15 protein-coding genes are annotated in these 18589 nt (G+C 36.6%); 3 read left to right on the forward strand and 12 right to left on the reverse strand.

The genetic code is table 11. The features are described from left to right. The first annotated feature begins 28 nt into the window (after positions 1 to 28). Together ABYK18_RS03115 and leuA are read left to right on the forward strand one after the other, a co-directional pair. Positions 29 to 943, forward strand: a complete 915-nt coding sequence (locus tag ABYK18_RS03115; RefSeq protein ID WP_373035161.1) for a sensor histidine kinase — start codon at positions 29 to 31, stop codon at positions 941 to 943. A 97-nt stretch (positions 944 to 1040) separates the two neighbouring features. After that, positions 1041 to 2699 (forward strand): 2-isopropylmalate synthase, encoded by a 1659-nt coding sequence (gene leuA, locus ABYK18_RS03120; protein WP_373035162.1) that lies wholly within the window; start codon positions 1041 to 1043, stop codon positions 2697 to 2699. Here leuA and ABYK18_RS03125 read toward each other — a convergent pair. From ABYK18_RS03125 to ABYK18_RS03180, 12 genes are read right to left on the reverse strand one after another with little or no spacing between them, the layout of a single operon-like run. Beyond that, a complete protein-coding gene (locus ABYK18_RS03125; RefSeq protein WP_373035164.1) occupies positions 2692 to 5307 on the reverse strand; it encodes a PAS domain-containing protein in 2616 nt (871 codons plus the stop codon). The two genes, leuA and ABYK18_RS03125, sit on opposite strands and share 8 nt — an antisense overlap. 1 nt (position 5308) lies before the next feature. Beyond that, a complete protein-coding gene (locus ABYK18_RS03130; protein ID WP_373035165.1) occupies positions 5309 to 6568 on the reverse strand; it encodes a diguanylate cyclase in 1260 nt (419 codons plus the stop codon). 54 nt (positions 6569 to 6622) lie between these two features. Next, positions 6623 to 7771 (reverse strand): hypothetical protein, encoded by a 1149-nt coding sequence (locus ABYK18_RS03135; RefSeq protein WP_373035166.1) that lies wholly within the window; start codon positions 7769 to 7771, stop codon positions 6623 to 6625. Then, positions 7764 to 8435, reverse strand: a complete 672-nt coding sequence (locus tag ABYK18_RS03140) for an ABC transporter ATP-binding protein (protein WP_373035167.1) — start codon at positions 8433 to 8435, stop codon at positions 7764 to 7766. Before ABYK18_RS03140 ends, ABYK18_RS03135 begins: the two co-directional genes overlap by 8 nt. Beyond that, positions 8432 to 9643 (reverse strand): ABC transporter permease, encoded by a 1212-nt coding sequence (locus ABYK18_RS03145; protein WP_373035168.1) that lies wholly within the window; start codon positions 9641 to 9643, stop codon positions 8432 to 8434. Before ABYK18_RS03145 ends, ABYK18_RS03140 begins: the two co-directional genes overlap by 4 nt. Next, entirely contained in the window at positions 9636 to 10856 is a 1221-nt protein-coding gene (locus ABYK18_RS03150; protein WP_373035169.1) for an ABC transporter permease, read from the reverse strand. The genes ABYK18_RS03145 and ABYK18_RS03150 overlap by 8 nt, the downstream gene beginning before the upstream one ends. An 8-nt stretch (positions 10857 to 10864) precedes the next feature. Beyond that, positions 10865 to 11593 (reverse strand): outer membrane lipoprotein-sorting protein, encoded by a 729-nt coding sequence (locus ABYK18_RS03155; protein ID WP_373035170.1) that lies wholly within the window; start codon positions 11591 to 11593, stop codon positions 10865 to 10867. Then, positions 11586 to 12941, reverse strand: coding sequence for a diguanylate cyclase (locus ABYK18_RS03160; RefSeq protein ID WP_373035171.1), 1356 nt, complete (start codon positions 12939 to 12941; stop codon positions 11586 to 11588). Before ABYK18_RS03160 ends, ABYK18_RS03155 begins: the two co-directional genes overlap by 8 nt. 48 nt (positions 12942 to 12989) lie before the next feature. Continuing rightward, positions 12990 to 13211, reverse strand: coding sequence for a hypothetical protein (locus ABYK18_RS03165; RefSeq protein WP_373035172.1), 222 nt, complete (start codon positions 13209 to 13211; stop codon positions 12990 to 12992). Continuing rightward, positions 13208 to 14962, reverse strand: a complete 1755-nt coding sequence (locus ABYK18_RS03170) for a Na/Pi cotransporter family protein (RefSeq protein ID WP_373035173.1) — start codon at positions 14960 to 14962, stop codon at positions 13208 to 13210. The genes ABYK18_RS03165 and ABYK18_RS03170 overlap by 4 nt, the downstream gene beginning before the upstream one ends. A gap of 25 nt (positions 14963 to 14987) precedes the next feature. Beyond that, on the reverse strand, positions 14988 to 16016 hold the full coding sequence (locus ABYK18_RS03175; protein WP_373035174.1) for a hypothetical protein: 1029 nt from the start codon (positions 16014 to 16016) through the stop codon (positions 14988 to 14990). Between the two features lie 58 nt (positions 16017 to 16074). Beyond that, positions 16075 to 17352, reverse strand: coding sequence for a DEAD/DEAH box helicase (locus tag ABYK18_RS03180; protein WP_373035175.1), 1278 nt, complete (start codon positions 17350 to 17352; stop codon positions 16075 to 16077). A gap of 258 nt (positions 17353 to 17610) precedes the next feature. Between ABYK18_RS03180 and ABYK18_RS03185 the strand changes: the two genes are divergently transcribed. Continuing rightward, the gene (locus tag ABYK18_RS03185; RefSeq protein ID WP_373035176.1) at positions 17611 to 18522 is read left to right on the forward strand and encodes a hypothetical protein; all 912 of its coding nucleotides are present in this window, start codon (positions 17611 to 17613) and stop codon (positions 18520 to 18522) included. The last annotated feature ends 67 nt before the right edge of the window (positions 18523 to 18589 follow it).

Genomic DNA, 18589 nt, shown 5'->3' on the forward strand with positions numbered 1-18589 from the left:
AAACTAAAATTATTTTTATTGGTGAAAAATGTCAAATAAAATCACTCAAATACTTCTAAAAGAAATTGTAAATTTATCTAAAAAATCAGACAAAAGACTTGCCGATAAAATCCAAACTGTATTAGATTTTTATGTAAGCGAACAAAAAGAAAACCAAAAAACTATTAAACAAAATGAATATTTTTTAAAACAGTGGGACAAAAGAAATATCATTGCTCATGAGAAAGATGCGCAAAAAGATGAGATGCTAGAACAACAATCCAGACTTGCTTCCATGGGTGAGATGATAGATGCCATAGCTCATCAGTGGAAACAACCTCTTAACTCTATAAGCATGATGAGCGATATGCTAAAAGAAGATTTTGAAAACGGTTTGGTAAACTCAAACTATATAAAAGAACTAGATGAAACTATTCATATGCAAGTAGATCACATGGTCAGCACTCTTCACGAGTTTCGTACTTTCTTTCGACCATCTACTAAAAATGAAGAATTCACGATACAAGACGCTATGAATAGTGTTCAAATCCTCATGAAAGATGAGCTTATTGCTCAAAACATACTTTTAAAGATTGATATAGATGAACATGTCAAGATATACGGCAACAAGAACGAATTCAAACACCTGTTTATAAATCTTATTAACAACTCGATAGATGCATTTAATGATAAAAATATAAACGACAGAAATATAGTTATAAGATGCTATGAGGAAAACAGTAATATTTATATTGAAGTAGAAGATAATGCAGGCGGCATAGAAAATGAGGTTATAAAAGATATTTTCAAGCCCAATGTAACGACAAAATCAGAAGGTAAAGGTACGGGAATCGGTCTATACATGAGTGAACAGTTGGTCAAAAAGAATCACGGCAGTATTAATGTATACAATACAAAAGTGGGCGCTTTTTTTACAATTACTTTACTTAAAACTACTATTTAAAGACCCATACTTATCCTCTAATGCAAAATTTGATATAATTCCGCTTATGATAGTTATGTAAGAGTGTACTATCAAATTTTCAAGTTAAGGATTCACAATGAATCAAGTAAAAATGGGCAAATATCGCCCTTACCCGCAAATAGATTTGCCAAACAGACAATGGCCGACAAAAACTATAACAAAAGCTCCTAGATGGTGCAGTGTTGATTTACGCGACGGTAATCAGGCACTAATCAATCCTATGGACATGAATAAAAAACTTGAACTTTTTGCACTCTTATTAAAACTCGGATTTAAAGAAATAGAAGTCGGATTTCCATCTGCTTCAAAAGTAGAATTTGACTTTTTACGTCGTCTGGTTGATGACAATCTAATTCCTGATGATATCACGATTCAGGTCTTGGTTCAAGCTAGAGAACACTTAATAGCTAAAACTTTTGAAGCACTTAAAGGTGTTAAAAAAGCTACTGTGCATCTGTACAACTCTACTTCTACCGCCCAAAGAAAGATAGTTTTCGGCAAAAGCAAAGAAGAGATTATCGCTTTAGCATTAGAAGGTGTCGACTTAGTTAGAAAGTATGAAAAAGAGCACGATGGAGAGATATTTTTAGAGTATTCTCCTGAGAGTTTTACAGGTACAGAGTTAGAATTTGCAGCACAAATTTCAAATGCGGTAACTGCCAGATGGGGCATCTCGTCTACAAGAAAGGTTATTATAAACCTTCCTGCAACCGTGGAGATGGCAACACCGAATGTATATGCCGACCAGATAGAGTGGATGGGTAATCATTTAGATAACCGTGAGAATGTAATCATCTCGACTCATACGCATAACGACAGAGGAACTTCTATAGCCGCTACTGAGTTGGCGCTTTTAGCAGGTGCAGACAGAGTCGAAGGAACACTTTTAAGTAACGGGGAGAGAACCGGTAATGTTGACATTATCACGCTTTCTCTTAATATGTTGACTCAGGGTGTAAATCCGCATCTTGATTTCTCAGATATAAATGAGGTCTTAGAGGTAGTAGAGAGATGTACCGAGATGGTCACACATGCGCGTCATCCCTATGTTGGTGAATTGGTATATACCGCTTTTTCAGGTTCACACCAAGATGCAATAAATAAAGGTCTTGCGTACCAAAAAAAGAGTGCTGACAGCTTTTGGGAAGTTCCTTATTTACCGATAGACCCGCAGGACGTGGGAAGAACTTATGAGAGTATCATCCGTATAAATTCTCAATCAGGAAAGGGCGGTGTAGCTTTTATTTTAGAGAAAAATTTTGGTTATCAGCTTCCAAAAGCCATGCATCCGGAAATAGGCAAAATTATTCAAGCCGTTACCGATGAAAAGGGCAGAGAATTAAGTCCTGAAGAAATACTTGCTATTTTTGAGGATACTTACTTTAATGCACCGGAGCACATATCTTTTGTTGATTTTACGGTTAAATCCGTAAATAAAGTCTCTACTTGCACTTTAAAGTATAACTATAAAGGTAAAGAGATAGTGGCTAAAGGCGAAGGTAACGGTCCTATAGATGCTTGTAAAAAAGCTTTGATGCAGGATTATGAAAATGAATTTAGCATCAACTCATACTCTGAGCACTCATACGGTGACAAGAGTTCGGCAATGGCTGTCGCGTACATAGAAATACAAACAGATGATACACTTTCTTGTTATGGTGTCGGTACCGACAACGATATAGCAACTGCTTCTATAAAAGCAATGTTTAGCGCTTTAAACAGAGCTTTTAATTAAAATCAATTTCAAACATAGCCCCATTGGCTATGTTTGAAACTTTAAGAGCTGCTCCCATATTGTCTTCTATAATCATTTTGGATACATAGAGTCCCAAACCTGTTCCCTTACCCTGCTCTTTTGTCGTAAAATACGGTTCAAAGATCCTATTTAACACATCTTCTTTTATTCCCCCTGCATTATCTTCAATCAATACTTTATTCTTTTTAAGAATAATATTTATCTCAGGTTTTTCTATCTCATTGTCTATTAACGCATCTTTTGCATTATTGATAAGATTTAAAATCACTTGTATAAATTCACTCTCATATCCGTTTACTTCAAAATCATCACCTGTTATAGACGAGTCAATATTATGACTTTTTAGTTGGGCTGACTGCATAGAAAGACTTGATTCTATTGCTTTTTTTACACTGAAATATGATTTTTCTTTGTCAACTCTAAAAAAGTTTCTAAAGTCATCGATGGTATTGGACATAAAACTGATTGTTCTATTGTTTTTTTCTATAAACTCTTTTATAAACTTTTTATCTACTAGATTATCTTCATATTCATATTCCAGGTTTTGTATATTTACACTAAGTACATTTAAGGGCTGTCTCCATTGATGGGCGATAGCCCCTATCATTTCTCCCATAGCAGCCATTTTACTCTGTTGCTGGAGTGCTTCACCCTGTTTTATGTTTTCTGCAGTTTTTTCTTCTACGAGATGCTGTAGGTTTTCCTCAAGCTCTTTATTTCTGGTTATATCAGTGTGAAATCCAACCATTCTAATAGCCTTACTATTAGAATCAAAAAGTGCTTTTCCTCTGTCTAGCACCCATATCCACGAATCGTTTTTATGCTTCATTCTGTGTATATTTTCGTAAACTTCCGTTTTACCCAAAAGATGCTCTTGAATATTAAAAAAAGCTTTGTCAATATCGGCAGGATGTACTCTTCTTCTCCACTCTTGAAGACTATTGGATATCTCATCTTCTTCATAACCAAGCATACTTTTCCATCTTGGGGAAAAGTAAACCTCGTTTGTCTCTATATTCCAATCCCAAAGTCCGTCATTGGCACCGTCGATTGCCAATTGAAATCTCTCTTTAACCGCTTTAATCTCAAGCTCATTTTCTTTTAACTCGGTAATATTTGATATATAACCCAAAAAGTGTGTAACTTTCCCGTTAGAATCTTTTATAATTAGTGTGTTATCGAGTACCCATACTTCTTTAGAATCTTTTGAGATAATCCTGTACGGTTTATGCACAAAAAAATCCAAATCTTTTTCAAGGGCATCTGCCACCTCCTGAAAAAACACAGCTCCGTCATCTTTATGGATTATATTAGCATGACCGATATCTCCGCTTAAAAATTCTTCTTTTGTATAGCCAAATATCTCTTTTGTATTATTTGAAGCGTATTCTATACTCAATTGTTCATCATTTTTCCACTTAAACAAAGACACCGCTCCTTTATTGAAAAGAGATAAGAGTTGATTTTGTTCATTCGTTCGTTGCATAATCTTTTCTTCAAGATCTGTATTTGCATTTTGAAGTTCTTGAGTTTTTGTATCTATCTCTGCTTGCATTATATTCTTGATTAATATTTGTCTATATGTGAAATAGAGCCCTATTATCAGTGTAATAAATATGAGTATGTTAATGATTTTAAAAAAATTCAAGATATCAACAATATGCTCATTTTGTGTATATGAGACAAGATATGCCGCGGTAGCGTTTTTAAGATTTTTGATGGGGACAAAAGATATGATATCTGCGTATTTGTCATTTACAGAGTAAATAGAAAACTGCTTTGACTCTTGCATACTTTTTAAAATATAATTTTTATTCCTAAAAATCATCTTTTTACCGATATTTGCCTTAAGATGTGACTCTTCTCTTCCCAAAGTAAGCATATAATCAGGGTTTTCAATACTCTCTCTATATTTTGTTTTTACCCCGTCTTTTTGCCAGATCTTGACATCGAAGACACTTTTTTTAATCAAGAGATGAGTATGGATTTTATTAATATTTGAGATTACATTTTGTATCTTGTCCGTTGCATATGAAATATCGACAGAACCTATAAAACGTCCTTGTTTATTATAAAGCGGAAAAACATTTCTAAAAGCATGTGTGATTTTACCCTGTTCAAAGCCGGTATGTCTTGTATGTGTTTTATTTGTTAAAACTATACTGCGCCTGACATTTTGAAGGTTATCACCGTATTTACTGGGTTTGTGAAGTCTTAAAAAAACTGTGTTATCTTCAAATGCAAAAAGTACAACCGTAACACCCTTGTACTGCATGGATTTAAACTCAACAGAGAGTTTGTTATAAAGCTCATTTCGAAGTTTTGCCCTTTGTATCTCATCTGCATCAACAGCTTTTGACATTATCTGTATAATATCTCCTCTGTTTATCATGAGCTTTTCTATAGCTTCTGCATCTTCTGTATTATGATAATTAGAAATATCAAAGTTTAACTTCAACTCTTTTGCAGCTTTGTTTAACTCATCTAGTATCTCTACATTTTTATAGTACTCATTAGTATAAAAGACTGCTCCGTAAATAAGGAGAAATGTTGCTATGAATAAAAACCTCAGTTTTAACTTTTTCATCTTACTCCATTACAATATTTCTGTTTGCTGATTTTGCTCTATATAAAGCTTCATCACCTCTTTTGAAAAAACTATTGGCAGTGTCATCATTCATAAACTGTGTAACACCAAAACTACAAGTGACTCTCATATTGTTCTCAAACACATGCTTTTCAACTTTGACTCTCAAATACTCTGCTGTCTTTTTTGCTTGAACTTTGTCTGTATTTGCCAAGAGTATTACAAACTCCTCACCACCCCATCTTGCAAAGACATCAACTTTACGTATATTTTTAGAAACCAATAGAGCCAGCTCTTTTAAAATCTCATCTCCGGCTTGATGTCCATACTCATCGTTAAAGTTTTTAAAATAATCTATATCAAATATTATAAGACTTAGAGGTGTTTCTTCAGTGCTTTTTTCGATCTCTATAAGCAATTCCTCATTGAATTTCGCTCTATTGCCTATTCCCGTGAGTTCATCTTTGTAAGCCTTAGTCTCAAACTCATTTTTTTTGCTGGCTAAGTTCGTTATTTCAGAAAATGTGACGATAGTATGTCTGGTCTCTGGTACTCTTTTTACATATACGACAAATGATTTAGATATCCCGGTACTTCTCTCAAGCATTGATACTACTCTTTTATCATCGCTGCGAGACTCCAACTCTTCAATCCACCATTTGCATGTTGAGCAAAAGAAGGTTTTGCTCTCTACAAACAGTTCACTTATGGAATTATATTTTTCATTAAACTCATCTATATCAGAGAAAGCAAAGAATTTCAAAAATTCCTGATTTGAAAAAATAAGTTTTTCATCAACATCAAGTAAAATCAGTAGATTATCTTGAAGGCTGCTTACTTCTTGTATAAGCAGTTGTTGTTTTTGAAAATCTCTTTTTAGCTGGATTATATTTGCCAAAGACTCTATTTTTGATTTTAGCAGTTTTAAGTTTATCGGTTTTAAGATGTACCCATCCACCTGCATCTCAATAGCTTCCATAAAAAAGCCGCTCTCGCTGTGAGCCGTCGTAAAGATGCTTGGTTGGTCTGGATTTATCTCATTGATAGCTTTTAGCATCTCTATACCGTTCATTATAGGCATTTTTATATCAGAGATGACAATGTCAGGTTTGTGTTTTTTATAAAGCTCCAAACCCTCTTTGCCGTTTTTCGCAATATAAAGTTTGTCCGTAAATCTTTTTAAAAATTTACCGAGACTCTCCCTGATATCTATTTCATCTTCAACATAAAGTATGGTAACGTCAAATGAGTCTTTTTTCATAACAATACTTTCTACTACAATGTTTATTACAATATATTATATCATACAACTATTTTAAAAGGAGAGTGAATACTTAAAATAGTAGGTATTTCCATACCTGCCAAACTCACTGTCACTTGGTCCGTTTTGAATCATAGCGCCCAGAACAAAGGTGTTATAATCATTTTGAGTGTAGGTAAGAGTCGGAGATATAAACCTGGAATTTTTATCATTGAAACTTTCTATATAAACAACTCCACCGTCCAAAAAAATATTAAAATTGTAAGTTGCAGAAATTGCCGTATAGAAATTTGAGCCGACAAGATTTGAAAAAATTTCCGAATCTGTGTTTAGCAATATCTCTTCACGCGTAAACTTCTCAGATGAATAAAGTGCTTCACCTATAAGAGTCAAACCATTCACAAAACCATAATCAGCTCCGATAATCCCTTGGAAAAACTCTTTTTCTTCCAATCCGGATGCTTTCTTTAGAATGTTTTTTATGTATGCGCCTTCACTTCTGACTTCTACTCCCGTATCACCAAGGTTTCCTTCAAGTTCAAGCCCGACCATCTTTGTCTCATCCGAACTTACGGCATCTACGGCAAAGTCTGCAAAATTCAAAAATGCTTTATATCTTGCCCCGTATTTAAAAGTATGATCCGCATTTTGAGATGCAACAACACTAAGATGTGAAGTATCATCTATATTTCTTGTATATGAAAGTGCTGCCACTCCAAAAGTCTCATCAGGCTCAAGTGCATATATATTTTTAGGATTAAAAAGATTTGTCGGAGTCCAGATGCGACCTACTCCCGTCTGTATGTTTTGCAGACCTAAAACTGCTCTGTTTTTGTTGTCTTCATAACCGCCGTAAAGTCTGTAAAGCTTCGCATAGACACTGCCCTCGTAGTAGTCATGATAATTTGTCTGAGCACTAAAAGGAGTGTCTGATTTTAGCTCTTTTACGTAGTTAAAGTCTTGTGCACTCACATATTCATGTCCAAAGTAGTTAACTCCGTCACCTATAAAAGTAAGAAAGTATTTCCCTTTTGTGTAGTCGGTTCGTAATCTGAGTCTGTCGTAGTTGTAAACATAGCTTTTATCTGCATTTGGCTCAACTGAACCTTGAGAGATTGTAAAGTTGGTGTTCTCCACTCTGTACTGAAATTCGCCAAACAAAAGAGTTTGGGACAAAAGTAAGAGCAAACGTATTTTATGCATCAACCAAAGCCCCGTCATTTAGTTTTATGATTCTATTGACACTGTCTCTGACAAGTTCATCATGAGATGCAAACAAAATACTGACACCCTCTTTTTCGTTTAACTCACGCATCATGTTTATTAAAGTCTGTGAGTTTTTAGAGTCCAGGTTTGCCGTTGGTTCATCCGCCAAAATGATCTTTGGTTTTGCAGCGACCGCGCGGGCAACTGCTACACGTTGCTGCTGTCCGCCGCTAATAGCATTTGGGAGCGAACTTAGTTTGTTGTCTATCTCTAACATTGTTGCCACTTCCAGTACTCTCTTTTTTATCTCGCTCTCGCTAAAACCCCTAAGTTTCATAATAAAACCGATATTCTCCTCAACACTCAAAACAGGAACAAGATTATAAGCCTGAAAGACAAAGCCCATCTGCATCAGCCTAAGCTCAGTACGCTCCTCTTCACTAAGCGAACTTATCTCTTTGTCATCAAGATAAATCTCACCGCTGTCTATGCTGTCAAGTGCGCCTATGGCATTTAAGAGTGTAGTCTTTCCGCATCCCGAAGGTCCGCTAAAGAGTGCTAACTCTCCATCTTCTATGTTTAGATTTATATCCCGCAGAGCATGGACTTCTCTCGGCTCACCTTTGTAAAAGTACTTGTTTACATTTTGCAGTTTTATCATTTCTCAGCCTTTATAACTTCGATAGGATTTAGTTTTTTTATCTTTGCCAGCGGTATCAGCACACTAATCAGAGATGCCGTTATGATTGCCGCAAAAGTGCTTGTAAAGTAGGAGACTTTTATAGTTCCGTAAATGGTAGACTCATACCCCCACATCTCAAGAGCATCTGAAAAAGCACTTAGATCAAGACCGTTGTTTTGGATGTATAGTAACAATGCAGCTCCTATAACAGCACCGCTCACATAACCAAGCAATCCTACTATAAGGGCCTCCATGATTATCTGAAGCCTTATGTATTTGTAATACATCCCGATGCTAAGAACGATACCGAACTCCCGAATCCTGTCTAAGATAGAGACATACATAACACCGAAGATGCCGATAAAGACAACACTCATCACAATGAAAAAAGTTATAGAGTTAAAGATAAACATCATGTCTTGCATCTGCTTCATCATAGGTTGGAGTTCTAAAAAGCTCTTTACATCCAAGTCAGGATATTTTGCTTTTAAAGCTTTGTACAACTTCTCATCATCACCCATTACGGCTATCTGGGTAGCTTCACCGGATGCAGTTCCCAAGAATTCGTGCAAGTATTTGATATCCACAAAGACAGCATTTGTATCAAGCGTGATGTTTGTTGTCTGGACTATCGCTCTGACTCGCACAGAGATAGAGTTTATCTCGCCCGAAGTGTCTTGGGTAGAGAAGATAAGTTTTGAACCTACGCGGACTTTGAGTGTCTTTGCCAGCTCTATTCCTATAAGCGCGCCTCTTTTGTCAAGGTTTATCTCACCCTCTTTTAAAAACTCGCTAAACCTTCCAAATGCATCTTCACCTTTTAAATCCATCCCGACTATCGAAGCAAAAGATGACTTTCTGGCAGTAGATGCAAGTCCGTCGGCTTTTAGTCTCACAACAACTGCATCTACGCCTCTCATCTGCTCTATCTCTTTTTTCATCTGAGATGCGCTTGTAAGTCTGTGTTTTAACTCTTTATCTATCCTATAGTCTTTTGCATATATGCTAATATCTCCGCTCTCACTTCTTTTGTTCTTGTCAAGCATGTTAAAAGCCATACCGTCGTAAAGCCCTTGGATACCAAGCATCATACTCATACTCACTGCAATCATCAGCACCACTAAAAGTGTGCGTGCCACGCGTAAAAACGAATTTTTCCATGCCATCTTAAGTATTAGCTTAAACATGTCTGCTCGCTTCTATGGGTTCGTAAGAATTTATATAAAAGTACGGATATATGATGCTAAGAGCATTTAAAACATAGATAACCGCTACATTCCAACTGATAGTAAAGAGGTTAAAGTCAAACGGTACCTCATCAGAGATGATTCCATAGTCCTGATAGAGTTCCGCCATTCCTTCTATGATGATTGGATTAAGATAGTAGTAGTAACAGATGTACGCCGCTATAGGAGTTGCTATGATTATGGCTAAACTTGAGAGAATGAATATCTCATAAAAAAGAAGTCTGAAGATGTTTAGCTTTGAGAGTCCGATGCATCTAAGCACTCCAAACTCTTTGATGCGTGAACTTACGTTTATAAAACCGTATATCATGATGACAAAAAAGATGACTATGACAAACAAAGACAAAGATACATAACCGAAGATGCTGTCTACTTCCATGGCCTCGACCATAGTCTTCATAAGAGTCTTCCAAGTAAGCGATTCCAGGTTTTTATCCCCAAGCGCTTTTAGAATCTCGGCGTTTACAATATCTACCTCATCCAGGTTTTTTATCTTCATGGTTATGTATGAGGCTTTGTTATGGGCTAACATCAGTTCGTCAAAATAGCCTCTGTTTACAAACGAAGAACTGGAGTCAAACTCAAACGAACCTGTCTTGAATATCCCGCACACTTTTAAGATATCCGCCGCAAAAGAGTTGTCACTTGCCCCTCCTACAAAACTGACTTCATCACCAATCTTTACTTTTAGCTTTTTAGCTAAGTTTGCACCCATATAGATAGCATTGTGCGAGTCCTCTTTTAAAAACTCTCCCTCAACCAGTGCCGACTCCAACTTGCTGAGTGTTTTCTCTTTGTCCGGTTCTATCCCGGCTATCATAGATGCGGCAGATTGCTCTTTGCTTGAAAGCAAAGCATACGTCTCATAACGGGAAGTATAGCTCTCTATGGCATCTATCTTTGCAAGCTTATCTTCTACGGACTTCACATCACGTATAAGGTACTCGTTTCCTCCGACATTTCTATAGTCGATATGATAGATCTCTATAGCCCCTGTGTAGACTTTAAGGGCATTTTTAAGCATAGAGTTGTGAGAACCGTCCATGAGTGCGACATAGACTATAAATAGCAGTACCGATACAAAGGTAAGAAGAAAAGTCGTGATAGAACGACCTTTGTAAAACAGGATATTTTTAAGGGCTAAATTAAACATCTCTCATGTTACCTCGAAAACCTCTTCAAAGCACTCTTCTTAAAATACTCTGCAGATATCTCAGTATCGTACTTTACGTCTTCTAGCAGCATCTCGGTGTAGTTGTCTTTCTTTTGCAAAGGTTGAATTTTCCAGTATGTAGGTATGTGGTATTTGCCGTATTGTTTTACATCTTTATAGAAAAAGATTCTCACCTCTTTCATATCTTCATCGTAAAATATATCTTTTTGGGAGGTGTAGGTTTCTGTGTCTATAAGTGAGACTATCTTTCCCCAGACAACGGCGGCATCTTCTTTTGGAATAAGCTCCAAAGTCACTAACTTACCATCTTTTTTTAAAATCTTTGCATCATAGTCTTCCACGACCGAACTCTGTTTTACGATATCATCATTAGTGATGTCGCTTCCCATCCAGTTTTGAAGCATCATAGATGCGGGGATTTTTATGACCCTCTCTATCTTGGGAACATACTGCCACATCTGGTTGTTTAAAGAGAGAAAAGTGATGCCTTTGTCTTTTGGCGGATAGAGGACTTTTGTGAAGCTTTTCTTTGTCCCTTCCGACCAGCTTTGAATCTTCATAGTTCTCTCATGCCCCATAGATACTATCTTCATAGTCAGCTTCATAGAGACATTTTCACCCCGCATGTTGTTATCCAATTTTTTGATGATATCATCTGCCTCACCTGCGAGTAAGAGTGTACAAAACATAAAAAATGCTATAACAACCTTAGCCATGAAAATCCTTTTGCTCTATTACCTCAACTCTGTTTCTTCCGTTTTCTTTTGCTTTGTACATCGCCTTGTCTGCCCGCAGTATGATGGACTGCGCATTATCACCTTTTTTAAACTCGGTAATACCAAAACTGCATGTTATCTTTCCAACTACATAGAACTGCTCTTGCTCAACAATCTTACGAAACTTCTCCGTCACTTCTTTTGCCAGTTCCAATGGAGTCAAAGGCATGATTACGACAAACTCTTCACCGCCCCATCTAGCAAGAGTGTCTGTACTTCTAAGGTTTTTCTCGATGAGTCTTGCCATATCTCTTAGCGTGTTGTCACCCTCTAGATGCCCGTATTTATCGTTGATATTTTTAAAGTGGTCTATGTCTAAAAATACAAGGGAAAAAGTACCTGTTTCATATCTCTCTATCCTCTTTATCTCATTACGAAGTTCAAATTCAAATTTAGACCTGTTAAAGACTCCTGTTAGATTATCTATGGTTGATAGTTCCTCGTACTTTGCAGCACGGGCCGACAAAAGTTTGTTTATCTCTCTTAGCTGGGTATCATTGTCTCTCATGTTCTCTGCCCACTTCGAGTAAATCTTGGCAACTATCTCCTCTTGAGTAATCTGACCTATTATTTTTTCGTCATTGTTCTTTACTATGACTCTTTTAAAGTGTTTATGCTGAATAAAATCAAGTGCTTCTTTTATGGAAGTATCATACCGCACGGTTTGAAGCGGAGCAGACATATATTCCGATATAGGTCTTGTTAAATCAGAATTGCCCCCGAGCATCTGCATAATATCTTTTGTAGTGACTATCCCCACAGGAGACTCATCGTCATATATAATGACACAGTCATAAAGTATACTGTCCATCATTCTTGCAACCTCGGTTGCCGGTGTAGAGACACAAGTCTGTTTTACATGTGAAGCCAGCAATATTTCACTTACAGGACGTCTCTCTAACATCATCTGCGGGTCAATACTAGAGACTATGTCATTGTAGGAAACAAAACCTTTGAGATTGTTATCATCGTCTACTGCACATAAACAGTTGTTTATACAGTCTATCTCTTTTAAACACTCCAAAATAGACTCTTTTTCGTTAATGGATGGAATAATGTCATACTTTATGGTGTTTATTTTTTGAGAAAAATCCACATCCTGCAGTTTTAGCCTAACTATATCGTTTACTTTTAAAAGTCCAAACCTGCGCTCACCGGCAATGTTTATGACGATATCCCTATGGTCATTTTTATACATGAGAGCAACCGCTTCTGCGATACTTTTAAAATCCTCGACACAAAGAACATTTTTAGAAGAGATATCACTTACTTTAGGAAAATCTATCATTCATCCGCCTCCCGCTTCCTATCTATAACTATTGTAACACCAATTACCTTAGCCTAGTTTTTCATGAAACTCTATAAGAATATCAAGCTGTTTTTTGAGTGCAAATTTTTCATCAGAATCGTCTGCTTTTTTAATCTTCTTTTTTATATTTTCTATTTTTTTCTCAAATGAGTTTTTCAGCTTTTTCTTCTTATCTTCCTTGTCCTGCTGTTCTTCTTCATCCAGTACAAAAAACTTTTCCGCCTTTTTAAACAACTTTTCTATGTTCATGAACTCTCCCTTAAGTCTTGTATATCACTGTCTTCTATCCATAATGTTGACGCCGTATTGATTAGGTTTGTAGATATATCATGTGCAAATGAGCTATCGTTTATAAGTGATGTAGCCATTTTGGTCTTTATCTGATTGGTTCTGATAAGATTGTCTATTTTTTCGTTTTGAATAACATCCATACTGTCTACCTCTTTTTTCAAAAGCTCGATTGAAGATAATATATCCAAGTCATCTTCCATATTTCGTATATCGTTTATCGAATCTATCGTCTCAGCTATCTCGGTTCTTATGTAGTTATACTCATCTTTCATAATCTCATTCCCGGAGTTTAGATATATCTTGATGTTTTTTTGTATCTCTCTTACATTCTTTATGGACTCCACTATATCTCTGCATGATATTTTCAGTTCGTAAACTTTTTTCTTCTGCTCTTCACTCATATTTTCCTGTGCATTTGTAGCGAAGTAGAGTATCTGACCATATATCTCTTTGATGTTCTTATCATAAAAAGTATTGATATCCGTATGTATATCCTTATCAGAATGCTTTATAACGTGAGACATATCCTTACATCCAAGGTATTGATGTCTATGCAAAGAGAGTGCATGAGAGATTACTTCCACGCCATTATCATATAGATGCTCAACCTCTTTTCGTATGGCTTCAAGAGCAGCTTCTGGAACATTTATGACTACATCATCCAGATATCTTGCTTTATCAACATCTTCTACTTGTACAAAAATTGACTCTAAAAACTTCACTAAATAAGATGTAAAAGGTGCGACTAAAAGTATGCCTAAAAGATTAAATATAGTATGAAAAAGTGCCAACTGCATAGCATAGTCTTTTGCATCTATGCCTACTATACTTGATAGATATGTCACTAGATTTGCCAGTTGATATAAAAAGAGAATGGCAACAAAGGCGGTGACAATATTAAAAATAAGGTGTGCTATTGCAAGTCTTTTTCCGTTTGAATTTGAACTTAGAGAACCGAGTATGGCAGTAACTGTTGTACCTATATTTGCACCTATGGCAAGCTGCAGGGCGTTAAAATACTCAATCTGTCCCGTTGCAAGAGCAGTGATTATAAGTGCCATCGTAGCACTGCTTGACTGAATAATGAAAGTAGCAACAGCACCTATAAGAACATAGACTAAAACACCAAGATAACCTTCCATAGAGTAAGTTGCCAAGTCGATCCCCGTGTTTAGTGCATCAAAGCCGTCTTTCATGTAAGCGATGCCCAAAAAGACAAACCCGAGTCCGACCAGAACAGTTCCAAGACCTTGGTACGATTTGGAATCTTTAAACCTGAAGACAACTCCAAAAATAATCATAGGCAGAGCAAACTGTGCAATTTTTATCTTCACACCAAAAGCCGAGACTATCCAAGCTGTAGCGGTTGTTCCGATGTTTGAACCGAATATAACACCTATAGCTCCGCTAAGAGAGATAAGCTCGGCACTTAAAAATGAGATGACGATAATAGTAAGAAGAGATGAACTTTGAACGATTGCTGTAGCTATAAAACCTGCCCCTATAGCTTTAGGCACGGAGTTTGTAGCTAGTTTTAGAGCTTTTTCTATGACTCCGCCGCTAAAGAGTTTGAAGCCGTCTTCCATAAAAACCATACCTATTAAAAATATGGTTATTCCGGCGATGATGAGTTTTGCATCTTCACTTTTTAATAGAAGATATCCGAGCAAAAGTAAAAAAAGCGGAAATAGGTACTTCTTTAAATTCATCTCAAAACCTAAATATTTTTTTCTATTATACCACTAAATCTAATTCTTGGAGTGTTCCTACTCCTGTGCTCTCTTTTAGGTAAATAGAACTCTCTCTCATAAGAGCATTCATATTCCCGTCACTTCCTTTAAACTCAAAGGGTGTTTTTTCTGCGCCAAGGTAAAGTGCTCCGACATCTTTGTCTTTTAAAGAAAACAGATTTTCTGCTCCATTTGCATCTTTTGTCCAGATGACCAGCTGATTGAAAATCTCGTCATTTTCATCTATCCAATTGTTGCCGTCACTGTCATAAGCAGACAGCTCGTTAAAACCGTTGCCATTTGATGGTCCAAAAAGCTCACTTCCGTCATTTATGATGCCGTCTTTGTTTTTGTCAAGCGCTAAAAAACCGCTTCCGCTTCCCACAAAGGAGAACTCGTCACTCTTTCCGTCCAAATCCAAGTCAAAGTTATGTTTAACATCACTGATACTCACAACATTTCCGCCGAAATTAAGCACAAGCGGGTCTATCAATGCATCTCCTGCTTTTATACTGATGCTCTCATGTGATTGTGATTCTTGTTTCATGCTAAAAGCGAGTGAGAAGTCTATAGATTTTCCATCGGCGGTTTTTACATTCCCAGATGCTGAGAACTGCAGGGACTCTTTATTTATCTCCGTGCGTTCATAATGATAGTCCAAGCCCCATCCGAGACGCTCAGGTTGTACATTTTCGCTTTTGAGTGCATCTGATTCAACTGATTTTGCAGCTTTTAAACTGTGCATAAAAGAAATATTTACTTTTTTTCCAGTAAGTGACTCAAGTGCTCTCACAATTGCCATCAATTTAGGACTCAGCGTCTCTTGGGCTATATCTTCTTCAAGTTTTTTTACTTCGCCAAAAGGTCTGTTAAGTTTTTTAAAATCTTCTGTAAGTTCGAGTCTGTCACCACGGCGAAGTCGTTCGGGTGCATCTTCATCTCTGCTCCATCTCTCCAGACTCTCACTCTCATAAAGTTCATGACTTTTCTTGTGAGAAGTTAAAAAAGAGACTTCCGACTGCTCTATTTTCATATTTAACCTCCATGTCAATATGGACTATATATCGACAAAAATGGTTAATAAGAAAAAGCTATCTTCTTCTTCCTGAAGAGCCTCTTGAAGTGCTACCGCCTGCAGGTTTGTTGCGTGGTCTGGCTCTTGAATTTGAGCCTTTGCCTCTTCCCCCGCCGCCTTGATTGATAGGCTCTGCCTTGATGGACGGGTCAGGTTTAAAACCTTTTAACCATACTTTTGGAATATCTTTTTTTATAAGCTTTTCGATGTTTGCCAAGTACTCGTTTTCATCTATACACACAAGAGAGATCGCCTCGCCTTGATTTCCTGCACGACCTGTTCTTCCGATGCGGTGAACATAATCTTCACTGACGTTTGGAAGTTCGTAGTTAATCACATGAGGAAGTTGGTCTATATCTATTCCGCGCGCTGCAATGTCTGTTGCGACAAGAACCCTGACCTCACCTTTTTTAAAGTCAGCCAAAGCCTTTGTTCTGGCATTTTGGCTTTTGTTTCCGTGAATGGCAACTGCTGTTATGCCGTCTGATTCTAACTGTCCTGCCAAACGGTTTGCACCGTGTTTAGTCCTGCTAAAGACAAGAACCTGTTTCCAGTCGCCCTCTTTTATGATATGCGTGAGAAGTTCGCGTTTACGGGCTTTATCTACAGGGTAAACAGCTTGTTTTACAGTCTCAGATGCAGTGTTTCTTCGTGCTACTTCTATGAGCGTTGGAGAATTCAGAAGTCTGTCTGAGAGTTTTTTTATCTCATCTGAATAAGTAGCTGAGAAAAGAAGGTTTTGTCTTTGCTTAGGTAAAATCTCTAAAATCTTTCTGATGTCGTTTATAAAACCCATATCCAACATTCTGTCCGCTTCATCCAAGATAAGAAAATCAACCCTTGATAGGTCTATGGTCTTTTGGCTCACGTGGTCTAAAAGTCGTCCCGGAGTTGCTATGACTATATCCATGCCCTTGCGAAGCTGTACTATTTGAGGGTTTATTTTTACACCGCCAAAAATCACACATGATTTAAACGGCAGATGCTTACCGTAAAGTGCTACACTCTCTGCAACTTGCGCCGCCAACTCTCTTGTAGGAGTAAGTATAAGTGCCTTTACATGGTGTTGTTTGCCTTTTGGATGTTTTGAATCTTTCGCTCGGCTTAGAAGCTCTAGCATCGGAAGAGTAAAACCTGCTGTTTTACCTGTTCCTGTTTGCGCACCCGCGAGGATGTCTTTTCTATCTAGAATAACAGGGATAGCCTGTTTTTGAATCGGGGTCGGTTCACTATAGCCTTGTTCTTTGATGGCTTTTAATAATGGAGCCGATAACCCTAAGTTGTTGAATGACATGTATTTCCTAGTCTTAATATCTCTCTATAATAGCATAATTTCGGGTGTCTTTTCTGGGAATTTGTATACGGAAGACTTTTGGCTTAAGCTACATTATGTTCTTTTAAAGAGCTATTTTTGACAAGACTGTAGTTGTTATCACTTTTTTAAATATATTGTCAATTAATAGAACACTTTCAATAATGTGTTATTTTGGTATTTAAGATTATTATGCATATAATGTTCGTTTAATAAACAGTTATCCATAAAAGGAAATTAATGGACGTTAAAGATTTTCAAGCAATGATGGAAAAGCCTATATATGCATCATTAGATGAAGTATTTGACAAGTCCAACCTTTCAGAAACAGAAAAAGATGCATTCCTTCGTAACGAAAAATATTGCAAATATTGGTTGCTACGTTCCAAGAGATACTATAATCAAAGTCTTAACTCAGAGAAACCAAATTTTATTAAAAAGCTAGCTCGAGTCATTAATCATCTAGAATCTGATTTGGTTACAGGTGCAAAAATACAAAAAATTAAAGAAATGTTTGCGCCTAGAAGCCCTATCCATAAAGTCACTCAAACAGAAATCAGTTGTCGTTCTGAACAAAATTCTCCAATTCTTGAAAATACATATTTTGAACTGCTTATTTTATCCTTTTTCGTGGAGCGTGGCTTTAATATTGAATTAATAAGCAACAAAGAATATGGAACGCGTATTCCTGAATTTATTGCATCAAAAAATGGCATCAAGTTATCAATCGAAGCAAAAAATCTGAATGTTGACAATATCATGAATAATATTTTTGGTGATTCATTTAAGGATGGTATTGATCATCATAGAACACAAAATGAACAAGAAAAAGGCTACAAAAATATAAAGTCCCAGATAGAAAAAAGATATGAAGATGCAATGGATAAATACAATCATATCAACTCTGATGAGCAATATATCATCTTTATGTCAATTTACTTCAATAATCACTTTATTGGTAAGCCAGCTATAAATTACGTAAATTCTTTACAGGCAAAATGGATCGGACAAGAATTGCGAAATTTTATAGGAATTGTAATTCCAGAAGAGCAACAAACACTTTTTATCAAGAATCAGGAAGGGAATGAAAACATTGTTCATCAGTTAACTGAGTATGGACTTGAAGAATTTCATAAATATGTTCCATCATAATGGCCAACAAACCAAAGAACACTAATCAAAAACCCGCGAGCGGGTTATTATAGAGTCATATACCTAA

The sequence above is a fragment of the Sulfurimonas sp. genome (genome assembly GCF_041563495.1).
Lineage (GTDB): Bacteria > Campylobacterota > Campylobacteria > Campylobacterales > Sulfurimonadaceae > Sulfurimonas.

Bases quoted from the DNA above. Each gene is read 5' to 3' on its own strand.
- ABYK18_RS03145 (WP_373035168.1), bottom strand. From the start codon at position 9,643: ATGTTTAAGCTAATACTTAAGATGGCATGGAAAAATTCGTTTTTACGC.
- ABYK18_RS03115 (WP_373035161.1), top strand. From the start codon at position 29: ATGTCAAATAAAATCACTCAAATACTTCTAAAAGAAATTGTAAATTTA.
- ABYK18_RS03130 (WP_373035165.1), bottom strand. From the start codon at position 6,568: ATGAAAAAAGACTCATTTGACGTTACCATACTTTATGTTGAAGATGAA.
- leuA (WP_373035162.1), top strand. From the start codon at position 1,041: ATGAATCAAGTAAAAATGGGCAAATATCGCCCTTACCCGCAAATAGAT.
- ABYK18_RS03160 (WP_373035171.1), bottom strand. From the start codon at position 12,941: ATGATAGATTTTCCTAAAGTAAGTGATATCTCTTCTAAAAATGTTCTT.
- ABYK18_RS03135 (WP_373035166.1), bottom strand. From the start codon at position 7,771: ATGCATAAAATACGTTTGCTCTTACTTTTGTCCCAAACTCTTTTGTTT.
- ABYK18_RS03155 (WP_373035170.1), bottom strand. From the start codon at position 11,593: ATGGCTAAGGTTGTTATAGCATTTTTTATGTTTTGTACACTCTTACTC.
- ABYK18_RS03150 (WP_373035169.1), bottom strand. From the start codon at position 10,856: ATGTTTAATTTAGCCCTTAAAAATATCCTGTTTTACAAAGGTCGTTCT.
- ABYK18_RS03175 (WP_373035174.1), bottom strand. From the start codon at position 16,016: ATGAAAATAGAGCAGTCGGAAGTCTCTTTTTTAACTTCTCACAAGAAA.
- ABYK18_RS03140 (WP_373035167.1), bottom strand. From the start codon at position 8,435: ATGATAAAACTGCAAAATGTAAACAAGTACTTTTACAAAGGTGAGCCG.
- ABYK18_RS03185 (WP_373035176.1), top strand. From the start codon at position 17,611: ATGGACGTTAAAGATTTTCAAGCAATGATGGAAAAGCCTATATATGCA.
- ABYK18_RS03125 (WP_373035164.1), bottom strand. From the start codon at position 5,307: ATGAAAAAGTTAAAACTGAGGTTTTTATTCATAGCAACATTTCTCCTT.
- ABYK18_RS03170 (WP_373035173.1), bottom strand. From the start codon at position 14,962: ATGAATTTAAAGAAGTACCTATTTCCGCTTTTTTTACTTTTGCTCGGA.
- ABYK18_RS03165 (WP_373035172.1), bottom strand. From the start codon at position 13,211: ATGAACATAGAAAAGTTGTTTAAAAAGGCGGAAAAGTTTTTTGTACTG.
- ABYK18_RS03180 (WP_373035175.1), bottom strand. From the start codon at position 17,352: ATGTCATTCAACAACTTAGGGTTATCGGCTCCATTATTAAAAGCCATC.